Origin of the sequence: Streptomyces sp. NPDC059003 (assembly GCF_042740445.1) — a bacterium.
Classification (GTDB): Bacteria; Actinomycetota; Actinomycetes; order Streptomycetales; family Streptomycetaceae; genus Streptomyces.
In genome coordinates, this window is sequence record NZ_JBHYJH010000236.1 from 1 (window position 1) to 11,021 (window position 11,021).

Below are 11,021 nucleotides of genomic sequence, written 5' to 3' on the forward strand. Positions count from 1 at the left end.
CCAAGGCCCGGGCCGCCATCGAGGAATACCTCACCGCGCACACCCCCGAGCCCGAACCCGGCCAGGGCGGCATCGTCTCGGAATACCAGAACCCGGACATCACCATCTCCACCGCCCACAAGAGCAAGGGCCTGGAATGGCCGCGCGTACGGATCGCCAGCGACTTCCTCGGGCCCGAAAGTGACCAGGCCGGGAAGATCGTGTGGGACACCACCCCCGATGACGAGATGCTGCGCCTGAGCTACGTCGCCGTGACCCGACCTACACAGGCCCTCGACATCGGCTCCCTGGGCTGGAGCCGGGAAGCCACCGCCACCCCGGATCCCCTCGTGCGGCCCACCGGGGTCTACCGCCGGCCATGGACCACGGCCGACTTCCACCCCGACGACCCCGTCCTCTACGAGGCTGAGGACGGCAGCGTGCACCAAGGCATAGTCCTGCGCACCGAACCACCCTTCACCGTGGTGATCCGCAACACCGACACCGGCGACGCCGCCGGGTGTATTCCGGAGCAGGTCCTGCGGCGTAAGGGAAAGGAGGCACCGCAACTACCCGTTGCCACCGACGCCGAACTCGACCAGGCCCTGGCCGAGGGCCGCTACCAGCCTCCCCACCAACGCCCGTCCACCGCGGCGCCGCCCCCCTCTGCACCATCCCCCCACACCGCGGAACCGGCCGCACCTGCCGCTGCGCCCGCGGCCCCGAACTCTGCCTCCGGCGGCCACCATCCCAGCGCGCCCCCCTCACCACCGGCCCGCCCGGATACCGCAGCACCCCACGACGCCCAGGACACGGCAGCCCCCGCACCTCCACTGCCGCCCCCTTTACCCCAGAGCCTCCTGGCCCTCTACGACCTCGCCCTGAACAGCACGCAACCAGTAGAGGCAGCCCTGCGCACGGCCGCCGCCAGGGGCGATGCTTCCTACACGCCCGCGTTCGACGCCTGGTTCACCGCCCCCGCCGCCCACCCGCCGCCCACCGACGCCGAACGGGAAACACTGCGGACCGCGATCGCCCTGGCCTCGCGGCCCGTCCCCCCACGCGCCTTCCCCGACCGCGCGACCGCCCGGCAGGCCAACGAACTGCTCGCGCAGCGTGCCACCCAGTGGATTGCCGCAGCCGGCCAGCATCTGGCCGTGCAGCACCGCACGTTCAAAGCCTTCACCAACGCCTGGAAGAGCGTCGAGGCCGACCCCGACCATGGCCCCCTGGCCCGCGCCGCCCGCCACACCCGAACGCTGCTCGGCTGGACAGCCCGGCAACACCCCGACGCCCCCACACAGCTGCGCGACGGCCTGGCCACCCTCCACAGCCAGGCCAGCCAGCTCCTGCAGCGCTGGGACCAGCCCTTCGACACAGCCAAGCTGTCCAGCAACCTGCACAGCGCAGCCCAAGCCGCCGAGCCCTACGGCGGACCCGCCACCCCCTTCTCCGAGATCGCGCACCGGCTCGTCCCCGACCGTGATCATGCCCTGCGGGCCTGGCACCGGCTGCGCACCGCCCTGCACGCCCGGGTCCCGCCAGACGACCCGCTGCTGCTGGAGACGGACGTGCTGACCCGGTGCCTGACCGACCACGACATCCCTTGGCACGCCGTAGCAACCGGGGAGCAGTCCCGCCTGCTGGCCCGCCGCATCGCCGACCGCGACCCCTACCTGCACGAGGCCTGCGCGCAGTACGACGCCCTAGCGTGGACCTACCTGACGCGCCTGTCGGCCACCCTCCTCGCGGGAGTGACCAGCCACGACCTCCTCGTCCAGCTCGGCAAGATCGCCGAAGCAGGTCAGGCCGCAGCAGACACGACGAAGACCGGCGCTGCACACCTGGCTGAGCCGGGCCCGGCGGCGCTGATCCTTCGTCACCGGCCGAGTTCCATCCCCCTCACCAGCATCGAGCAGGTGCCCGACGATGCCGCCGAGCAGGCCACCGCCCTCGGCTTCCAGCCCGCTGCCACCGGCCCGTCGAACACCTTCGCGCTGCCCGACCACTGGAGCACCGCCCTGCGCGGCCGCCGCGCTCAGGCCCTGGCCCATGCCCTGCGCCAAGCGGGCCACCCCAGCACCCTCATCGATGACCACCCCACGGACACACAGCCCGCGCCCCCGGCAGCATTCAGCGGGACGCAGGACCACGCCCAGGCCCACTACACGGCTGCCGCCGCGGTCGTGCAATGGAGCCGCTGCCACCGGACCGACTACGGCAGCGACACACCACGCGACGACGAGGACTGGCACGAGACCGAATGGGCGGCATGGCAGGCAGCACGCACCACCCTCGCCTCCCTGGCCGAGCCCGGCCCTGAAGGTGAGCAGACAGCTCCTGTCCGCCGCTGGCGCGAGCTGCTGAGAGCAGCCGAAACCCTGGACACCTGGAACCATTTAGGACCGAGCAAGCGGGCCACAGCCACCCTCATCGAAGCCGTCGACCTGTATCTGGCCCGCCTGGAGGCCACCACCGAACCCGCACTGCGCACACCACCCGCTCCCCACGACGCACTTCTGCAGATGCTCGGCGACACCGACGCACGCCACCTGCTGGAGCGCCCCACACCGGCACAACGACGCACCCACGCCCTGACGCGCGTGAGCCTGGGACAGGCGACCAGCAGCGGGCGCCGCACCGTCCATGTCGACGGCGCGCCCAGCGGACACCACCTGGTCGACGACCTCCACGGCTTCGTCCTCCACCACGACAACGGCGCGATCTCCGACCCGTACGACACCCAGGACGAAGCCCTGTACGACGCGGTGCGCGCAGCGGACCGGCACCGCTCTTCGGCTGCCGAACCTGCCGCGGACTCGCCGCACGCGCCCGCGGCTGAAACGTCCACGGTGCCTGGCAGGGCGGACGTGCCACGCTGGGCCGGAGAGGAACCACAGATCGCACCGCCCCAGGACGCCGAGCCGCTGCCCGGCCACCCCGGATATCTGCACCATGCCGACCCGGAGACCGGCACGATCGCGGTCTTCGCCCAGGGGCGGTTCATCGGGCACGCCGAGCCGTTCACCACCGCCAGGGCCCAGACCCGCTACCGCACCTGTCTCGGCGACGACCAGCTGTTCAACGGGCGCAGCCCCGCAGATGCGGCCGGCAGCATCGCCAGTACCCACGCGGCCCTGACCGGTCCGCTGCCCCCACGCGCCCAGCAGCCCGAAGAAGTCTGGGTCGAGCACCACGAACAGTGCACCCGCATCCATGGGTCGAAGAAGGACGACGCCGAGCTCCGGGCAGCCCTGCAACTGGCCGGTCCGTTCCGTCCGATCTACGAGCGCACGGCCGGACGGAAGACCTTCCAGTACTGGGCAGTCTCCTCCAAGCAGCCCCCGGAGATACACGCCGGTGCCGTCGAGCGGCTGGTGGCGCTCCTGGCCGCCCGCGGCCGCACTCTCGCCGTCGAGACCACCCCCCGCCACCGCGCACCCGCCACCGCTGCCTCAGCCTCTGCTTCGGCCGCCCTCACACCCTCAGCCGCCACCCCGGAGATCGACACCTCCAACTGGCCCGAAGGCGCTGAACCGGTGCCAGATAGGCCGGGCTTTTGGCTGTGGTGGGAGCCCGCCCGCGAGTGGGACCCCACAGCTGACTACCACGACTTCACGCGATACGTACGGATCGGCCATGGAGCAAGCGTCATCGCCCGCGCCACGAGTCCACGCCACGGCAAGAAATGGACACTGATCATCGGCGGGGACCATCTGCCAGGCGCCACCACGATCGAGGCGACCGCCCACGTCGCGGTCCGCCACTGGCAGCTGCTGCACGCCCCGGCCGCCGACGCCGTACCGGCGCGCGATGCGATATGGGTCGAACACAATGAGACAACCACCATCGTCCACGGCTTCAGCGAAGGCGACGAACAAGCCTGGGCGGCCCTGCGCCTGGCGGACTTCGGCCGGGTCGCGAAGAGCGACACCATCGGTCTGCCCCACATCCGCGGCAAGCCGCAGCACGCCGGCACCCGACGGCACAAGACAAGCCTGCTCGTAGGAGCCCTGGCCCGGGTCGGACGCATCGTCGAAGTCCACCCGAACCCGGCGGCCCGCGAAGCGGCCCTCGCCGAGCCCACACCGCCCCATCTCACCAGCCAGGACCGCAAACAGCTGGAGGAGGCGGTACGTGAGTCGGCCGCGCAACGACGCTGGTCGTCGGCCGACTTCGCCCCGGGCGACGACGTCCTCGTGCGCAGCTGCTCCTACTGGCGCCGGGTGGAGCAGGTGACACCCAGCGGCCTGGCCTTGTGCGACGGCGACGACACCACCTGGCGCGAAGTACTGGCCCAGTGGCGCAAGGGTCAGATCACCCGCGCTGACAGCGCACCGTCCACGGACTACGCACGCCCCCTGACCCTCAAGATCAGTGATCTGGAAGACGAGGACATCACCGCCGAGCTGGCCAGCCTCGAGCGTCCGGCCGCCCGTCCCGAACACGCCCCGCTCATCTCCGACCGCCGCGACCGACTCCAGGCCGAGGCCGACTCGCGCCGCGGCCAGGCAACCGAGGCAGAATCCCAACGCGCCGTCTTCGCACAGTACCTGGACACTGCGCGTGACACCGAGCAGGACGGCATCTGCCTGGTCCATGACGAAGGCGGCACCCTCCTCGGCGCCGTCGTCACCGCGGGCCGCGGGGCCCAGTTCATCAACCGGGACGGCTATCTGCGCGGCCACGCGCACCAGCAACCTGCCCTCGCCCAGGACGCACTGTTCAAGGAACTCGAGGACCTCGAAGCCGCAGCGCCCAACGGGTGGCGCCCAGCAGCCTTCGCCACCCTCACCCCAGGCGAATCGATCCGGCTGCCGCACACCCGCCGCAGCTGGGGATCCAGGAGCATCGAGGCACAGCCCGGCGTGGCAACAGAGCCCTTCACCTACACCGCAGCCAGCCGGACCCCTGCCGGCCAACTGACGATCACCGGGGAGAAAGACGGTGAGCAAGTCCAGCACACTCTGACTCCCGACGCAGCAGCCCTGGGGGCCCAGCGTCCCGCACACGGCGCTCACGCCTTCACCGACCAGCACCGCATCCTGCATGTCGCCCGCACCAGGATCCGCCGCGCTCTCAACGATGCCCCGCCCGGCCCGATCACCGGCGCCAGCGCCTGGAATGACGTGCGCGCCACTGCCGCCACGGTGCTGCGCCGCCCCGTGACCCCCGCGGAGCTGGCAGCACGGCTGCCTCAGCTCGCCCACGCGGTCAACGCCTTCGCCCAGAAGTACGTCAGCGACCGCAGCCCAGACACCCGGCAAGGGCTCACCGCCCTGGCCGAGGCGGCCACCTCCCTCGCCGCGGCCCTCCAGCACAACCCCAGCGTCCTTGTGGCGGATACCGATCCACCGCCGCGCCCCATCCACGAGACCGAGGCTGCCCAACAGCTCCTGAAACACGAGGAGTCACAGACGGCCGCTGAAAACCCCGCCGAGGCCGGCCGCCGCCGAGCCCCCCTGCCCATCGGCACCCGCCCCGCAGCCGAGATGACCGAACAGGAACGGATTCACGAGGAAACCGGCCTGAAGGCATACCGACGGGCCATGGACCACAGCACCGACCCTGGCACCGTCCCGGACGGAGCAGTCTCGCCCGCCGACCTCGAACGCCGTACCCGCCTCAACGCCCGGCACCGCGAGATCGCAGCCGCCCGGCACGCCGCACGCCCAGCCCTGCCCACCGCCCCCCACCAGCTCCCTCAGGCCCACGCCACGCCCGAGCATGCAGACCCAACGCCCGAGGACCATGCCTTCGAACCCTCGGCCCCCGTGCCCTCGACCCGCCAGGTGAAGCCCGGCACGGGGCCCAGCGAACAGCCGCCTGCCCCCGAGCCCCGTCCGCCCGCACCGTCCGACGCCGCCTCCGGTCCGCCCGCCCCGCCCGGGGCAGTCGCCGATGCCTCCGAGCCACGGCAGCCCGCTGCCTTCACCGGTATCGACGCCGCACGCGAGCACTTGGCCGCCATCAGCGACAAACCGGCACGCTCCGTGTGCCAATCCCTGGACATGGACAAGGGACAGCTGACCGCCGACGGTACCTTCCTCATCGCCAAGTCCACCTCGACCGACCGCCGTGAAGGAATCCGCCACAAGGGCCGCTGGTACATCGTCCACGCCCGCACCGCGGTCGTCGTCTCCGGCTACGACGGCGACACCCGCAAGACGAGCGCCCAGACCTACGCCGGCCTCCTGGCCACAGCCACCGACAGCAACGGCACAGCCATCCCATGGGGCGAGCTCACGGACCGCGACGCCGTCACCCGTGCCCGCACCGATACCCGTGCGTGCATGGAAGTCCTGACTGCGCAGGAGAACGACCGGCAGGCCGAGGCCGACGACGCCCAGCGAGCCTCCGCCCGGTCGGTCCCCGGCGCCTTCGCCCAGCGAGCAGATATGGTGGCGCACTGGTGTGCTGGCGGACGATACCCGGCCGACGACACCGGCACCGGCGCGTTCATGCGCTACTGGTCCTCCGCCATGGAGCGCCAGACCCTGCATCTGAGCGCTGACGGCCAGTTCGCCCTCCTCGCCTTCCGTACGGGCTGGGAGGTCTTCCCGGCTGCGGACGCACTCCGGTGGGGTCGGCGCAGTCTTACGTTCACCTCCCGCGACCGGGCGGAGACCTTCGCCGCCCACCTCGCGGCGCTGCGGCGCGCCGAGGGCACCGCGGTGAACTGGACCAGTCCTGACATGCGCACTGAGGTGGATGGGTTCGTCTCGGACCAGCAAGAGCCGTTTCGCGTGGCGGTGCTGCGCGCCTATGCCGCCACCTACGCTGACGGCAAGGGGATCCCTCAAGGAGTCAACCCCGCGAAGATGCACCAGGAGGCGGCGCAGGCAGCGGCCAACAGCGGCGCCGGCCAAGGAAGGAAGTTCGCCGAGGACCTCACCGTCGGCGATCTGCTCGACGGTGAACTGCCGCGCCGGGTCACTGCAGTCGAGGACCTCGGACGCATGAGGCGTATCCACACCTGCGACGGCGCTGCCGACGACTACGCCCCTCGGGCAACTGTGCCGCTGTTCACGAAAGACCCCAAGGCTGCTGCCGCGGCCATCGCCTTCGACGGAACCGCCGCGACCCGCCTCTACACCGCTGAGCTCGGTGCGGGTGACGTGGTCGAATTCGAGATCGCGGAAGACAAGATTCGGCAACTGGCCAACGCAGAACCGGGAGAGATCCGGCACTGGAACGGCCATGGAACCTGGCGTGTCATCGGTGTCGTCGTGGCGGGGGAGGCCCCGGGAACCCCTCATGACGGACCGGGCGTGGACTTGGACCAGGTACGCGTCTGGCGCCGCCAGTACACGACCGACGGCACCGGCCTGGAAGAGCACACCCCAGGAACCCGCAGCCTGCGCCTGGGGCGTGACCGGGCACCGGGCATCGTCCGGCGGCTCGACGAACACACTCAGGAGTCCTGGAGCACGCACCTGGCCCACCCTCATGCACCCAGCGAGAGCGAGACACCTGCGGCGGGATCGACGCCCCACCCCCCGACCCCGAATGCGCCTTCCACCGGCGCGGACGGCGGCGCCACGCAGGGCCGCGCAGCCGTGGGCAGTGACACCCGCCCGAGCATCCAAGGGGAGGGCCGGACGCAGGAGACAGCCGCAGATCCCGCCACCGAGGCCCCCGCCCAGCCTACGAGCCCTTCCCGCCCGGCGGGCACCGACGACATCCCCGCAGAGTCCCTCCAGCGGGAGACCGGCATCACCGGCCCTGGCCTGTTGGCGGCGGCTGACGGGGACGATGCGTCGTCCCGGGGCGAGGGCTGGGCTTCGCGGTCGAGTGAGCTGCGTCGGCACATCGCAGAGCTGCAGGAGCTGGAACGCCGCACGAATACCGTGCCCGCTGCCGGCATCGAGGTCGGCGAGTACATCAGAACGGCCGAACGCATTGTTCATCGCCCGACTCCGCCGGTCCCCGAACCCGCCACGCCGGAGTGCAAGTACACCCTCGAAGATCCGCATGTTGCGAGCATCCATGCGCCGCTGGCCGATCACAGCGCGCTTAGCAATAGCAAGCCCACGCAGTCGGCAAACGCCGCCCATGCGCTTCGAGACCGCGGGACCGGCCACCGTCCCACGGAGGCGCCTGTGCTCTCCAGCGGGCCAAGAACGCGGCACGGCGGGCAGCCCGGCACCGGCCAGGCCCCACTGCACACGGAGACCGCTACCGAAGAGCCAGCTGCTGGAGAGGGCACCGGCGGCCGACCTCGCACCGATAGGCCCCGCCACGAACCCACACCGCATGGGGCCCGCCCCGCCACCGATGCCGGCCCAGCCCCCCAACCGCGCTGGAAGTTCCGGGATGCCCCCGCCCAGGACCGATCCGCCGTGTCAGCGGCTACGGGCCCACATCAGGAGAGCGACACGCCACCGAGCGCCGCGCCCGCACCCGCCGCGGTCCGCACTCCGCTGACGCCCAGGCCGCGGCCCGCTGATCCCGCCGAGCCAGTCCAGCATGGCCTGACGGCAGACACCGACGCCGCGCAGGATGCCCAGGCATCGACTTCCGGCGGCCCGGCTGCACCACCACCGCATCGACGCTCGTCCGCAGACCGTGGCGGCACACGCCGCAGGCCGACTGCGCCGGTTCAGCAGGAGGGTCTCTTCCCGGCCGACGGCCTCAGCGCCACCCCGTCGCGGGCCCGACCCGATGCCGCTGCCACCGCACGCAAGGCCGGTGACACATCGGCCGACGCCCGCCCGGTGCAGACGCGAGGAGTACCGATCGCCGAAGCGGAGGCCAGCGCCGACGACCGACGGTCACAGGCACCCACCCCCGACAGCCAACGTGCCCGGACACTCCTTGGACCGGACTTCACCGGCCTCTCCATCAACCAGCGCACGAGCACCGATACCGCAGAGGCCTCCCGCCTGTTCAGCAACGAACTGCGCCGCCACCTCGATGCTCCCGAGCCCGTGCCCGGACCACAGGTTCTGTGCCACCTGGGTCGGCAACCGGTCTACTTCGCAGCCCTTGACCACCCCACCCTTGGCCGGGTCGTGGACATGGGCATCGACCCCACCCAGCGCCCCATCGCCCGCGTCACTCGCGACGCGCTGGACACTCAGCCCGCCTCCGTACTGCTGTCGGGCCTTATCAACGCGGCTGCCCCCAGCGCCGCCCCCACGCCCTCGAGCCTCCACGAAACCGACCTACGCCAACGAACCGAGCGGCTGATGTCCGCACAACAGCAGCGCCTCAACGACCAAGCCAGAGCACACTCTGGTCCCAGCCCCCGTCCATCCCCCGCCACATCGCAAGCCGCACCTCACGTCCCCGGGCAGGCCTCGCACTGCTCCTACGAGCAGGCGAGTGCTGGCATGAGTGTGAAGTGACCGGCGTGCGCCGCGCCTCCTTCCCGCCCCGGGGGAAAACCAGAGCCCGCGGCGCCGGGCTTCCAGCCGTGCGGGAAACCGCCGCCGTCACTGCTGCGCGCGCTGCCCGGTGCTCCCTACGCTCGGGCCTCTGCGGCTGTCCCAGCCCGCCACGCACACCCCGGGCGCAACGGATGCCGAGGAGCCCAGGAGGATTCCCATGACCAGGACACCGGGCGGGAACACACACTCCGGCGCGCACGCTGCCGGCTGGCAGTCGCCGCTGGACGACATCCCGGTCCTGGGACAACCCTCCACCACGAGTGACGGAAGGGGAGCTGACGCTCCCCAAGGGACCGATGACAGTGAGCGTGATGGCGCAGGGGAGGGGGAGGCGAGCCGGACCATACCCGCCTCGCGCGGCGATCCAGCCACCCAGCGTGCCTCCACAGCCAGGACGTTGCCACGGAGCCAGCGGAGGCGGAGCCAGAGAAGTCCGCTGGCGTCTTGGACGGGCAGATGACTGTGGAAGAGGTACAGCCCGAAGGAGCACCGGCCGGGCCGGACGCCGCTGCTGCGCGCGACGACGGGCGGGCCCGCCTGACCAGCGCGGACGGGCGGCTGACGTTCACTCTGTTCGAAGTCCCTGCGGATGCGGGGATCGTCCAGGAGGCGGTGGAGAGCTACCAGCGGCGCCACCGTGAACTCACGGCGGTCGTCGAGACCAAGAACGAGCAGGCGGCGCAGGCTCCGGCTCAACAGGCCGAACAGCTGGCCCGGTGGCGCCGCACATACAAGGGGGACAACCGCCTGGAGCCGTTCCGGCCGCTGCCCTCGCTCCGGCTGACCAGGCGCGCGGATACCCCCGGCCTGACTCCTGCGGAGTACGGCATCGGCTCGTGGGTCACCTGGCGGGACGGGCAGAGCGGCCAGCAGGTGACGGGGCAGGTGATGGGACCGGGGCCGGCCGGCGACACCTGGTTCGTCAGCACGGACCGGACCGGTCACACCGGCGAGTATCACGTGCTGTCCCGCAGCGGGAAGAAGGCCACCGGCTACACCTACTCCCTCAACGGCGCGGCCACCTGCCTGCGGCCCGCCGACGGGCCCGGGCGGCAGCTGCCGCTGGCAGACCTGCCGCAGGTGGACTCGGTGCCCGCCCGGCCGGTCGCCTCGTATGCCGATTGGCTGCCTCCGGACACCCACCGCGGGCGGGCCCTGGCTCGGGTGCGCGAGCCGATCGAGGTGACGGTCGGACAGATGGGTCCCCGCTTCGACCCGGCGGAAGTGGCCTTCGACGTCGTCGCCGACGGCATCCCCTTCGTAGTCAAGGCGGACCAGAACGACGAGACCCTGACCAAGCGGTTCGTGCCGCGCGTCGAGTCCGAGGGCACGGTCGTCGCCGAGTTCGCCCCTTGGGATAGCCGGGCGGAGGCGGTGGACTTCTGCGTCAAGGTGGCCCGCGAGGCCCGAGAGCTGGCCGACAAGCCGCTGTGGGCACAGGACCGCAACCATGCCTTCGAGCTGGCGGGCGAGGGGGTCTGCGGCCGGTGCAGTCTTCACCTCGACGACAGCGACGTGAAGCCGCTGTACCGGGTGGACGGCGGCGACGCCGACTGCATGTCCCACCTGTTCCTTCGCTTCCGGGCGGAAGAGGCGGACGTCGCCGCGCTCGCGCGGGCCCGCCGTATCTGGGCGGTCCGTACGGCCCCC

Annotated in this window: 1 protein-coding gene and 1 pseudogene; both read left to right on the forward strand. The window is 71.5% G+C overall.

Translation table 11 applies throughout. The features are described 5' to 3' along the window. Positions 1-9,329, forward strand: a 9,329-nt coding sequence (locus tag ACFWZ5_RS41530; RefSeq protein ID WP_384892314.1) for a 3'-5' exonuclease, incomplete at its 5' end; no start/stop codon positions are given. A 498-nt stretch (positions 9,330-9,827) separates the two neighbouring features. Next, positions 9,828-11,021 (forward strand): annotated as a pseudogene (locus ACFWZ5_RS41535) (hypothetical protein); the annotation flags it as partial.